The organism is Bartonella sp. AP9QHHD, assembly GCF_042195625.1.
GTDB lineage: Bacteria > Pseudomonadota > Alphaproteobacteria > Rhizobiales > Rhizobiaceae > Bartonella.
On the sequence record NZ_JBHIOP010000066.1, the window covers coordinates 1 to 2185 of the forward strand.

Annotated in this window: 2 protein-coding genes; both read left to right on the forward strand. The window is 36.7% G+C overall.

All coding sequences use genetic code 11. The features are described 5' to 3' along the window. Positions 1-355: 355 nt before the first annotated feature. Positions 356-1339, forward strand: a complete 984-nt coding sequence (locus ACFIK4_RS05425) for a hypothetical protein (protein WP_375675348.1) — start codon at positions 356-358, stop codon at positions 1337-1339. A gap of 81 nt (positions 1340-1420) precedes the next feature. Continuing rightward, positions 1421-2023, forward strand: a complete 603-nt coding sequence (locus ACFIK4_RS05430; protein WP_375675350.1) for a hypothetical protein — start codon at positions 1421-1423, stop codon at positions 2021-2023. The last annotated feature ends 162 nt before the right edge of the window (positions 2024-2185 follow it).

Below are 2185 nucleotides of genomic sequence, written 5' to 3' on the forward strand. Positions count from 1 at the left end.
AAGCAATTAATAGGCATAAGATATTATCAACATACAACGTATTTAAAAAATACAAAAAAATATCAAAAAAGATAAAATATTATTTGACAATAAATACGTATTTTGTTATATAAATAACCAAGTGCTGAAAACACTTAAACATCAAGCGGGTAGATTACGAAACAATCTTTCCCATATCAAAAAACTGACTATCTTTTATGCTGTGATTAGCATATATGAGAATTTTGTCGGGTGTGGTCATGCTATACAAAACCCTATGGGGAAGGCATGTCGACGGACTTGATGCCGTGTTTTCAACACCCGGCGCCTTTTTAAGGTGTCAATTGAAAACAATATTAACATCAAGGTTTTAATTATGACAAATATCTCAAAAAACACCCCCGTTATCTCTAATATTTCAAATGAAACTGCGCTTGCTAATCAACAAGAGCCTGCAAAAAAATACGAATTTACAGGAGAGACAATAGAGGTTGGTGATTATACTCTTTATCGCATTCGGGCTTTAAGGGATTTTGCTAATATAAAAGCTGGTGATCTAGGCGGCTTTATACATAAGGTTGCAAATTTAGCTCATAATGGTGATTGTTGGGTCGGTGGCAATGCCATGGTTTATGGTGATGCTCGTATTTACGATAATGCCCATGTTTCGGATAATGCAAAAATTACTGGATCTGCAAAAATTTATGAAAATGCAAGGGTCTATGGCAATGCTAGCGTGCATATTAGAGCTGAGGTTTATGGCAATGCGCAAGTATATGAGAACGCATTGGTTTATGGTGATATTTTTGGACATGCTAAAGTGTATGGAAATGCAAAAATTTATGACACTATTTATGGCAAGTTTCTTGATAAAACTAGAATTTATGGCAATGCTGAGGTTTATGATAAAGCACGTGTTTTAGGAACCTCTCAGGTTTATGATAATGCCCATGTTTATGAAAATGCTATAGTTTTTGATAATGCTAGGGTTTGCGATAATGCCCATGTTTGTGGCGCTGCTATGGTCAATAGAGAAGCCAAGGTTTATGGGAATGCTATAGTGACTGGTTATGCCCATGTTTATGATAGGAGCTGCGTTTATGACAATGCCAAGGTTTATGGCAAGGTTTATGGTGGTGCTTGGGTTTCCAATAATGCTTTAATTTCTGATAATGCTGAGGTTTATGATGATGCTCGCATTTATGACAATGCAAAAATTTATGGCAAGGTCCATGGTGATGCTCATGTCTATGGCAATGCCAAGGTAATTGGCTATACTGAGATTGGTGGTGATACCAAAATTGGTGGCAATTATAAAGAACCCGTTATCACTGGTGATATTGTTTTTACAACTGTGTAAATGACGCGCGGGCGCGGCGGGGGCGCCCCTCTTTAAACATTTCATTCTAAAATTCAAATCTATTTATAAAGGAATTGTGCTATGCAAAAAAAGTTTGCACTCACAAATGAGACACGTGTATTTAATAATCAAACTCTTTATCGCATCCAAGCATTAAGGGATTTTGACGATGTTAAGGCTGGTGCCTTGGGTGGTTTTATTGAAAATGAAAGTAACCTCTCTCATGATGGCAATTGCTGGATCTATGATAATGCTCTTGTTTTAAATCCTGCCCATATTTATGAAAATGCCAAGGTTTTTAATAATGCTATTATAATGGGTAGTGTTTATGGCAATGCCCATGTATGTGACCGTGCCCGCGTTTATGCAAATGCTCATGTTTATGACAATGCGCATCTTTCTTATAATGCTTGGGTTTATCATCAGGCGCGGGTTTATGGCAATGCAAAATTATCAGGAAATGCTCGTATTCATAGCAAGGCGGTAGTTTATGATCATGCTGTTGTTAGTGGCGCTGCTAAAATTTATGGCAAGGTTTATGGGAATGCTAGCGTGGGCTGTCATACTGATGTTTATGGCTCTGCAAGATTAAAAAGAGATAGTGATTTATATTGGGTTCCCATAAATTGTGAGGTTTATGAAAACGATACCGTTGTAAAGATTATTGAAAATAACGCTGCTTAAATAAAGCATGGGCGTTGTGGGGGCGCCTGCTTTCCAATCCAATTTTCCATTTCAAATTTTAGAAAACGTTTATCACATTAGATTGTGAGGGTATCTCTATGTGCAAAAAATACGAATTAACCAGTGAAATCAAAAAAATCAAACATGCTCTTACTCGAAATA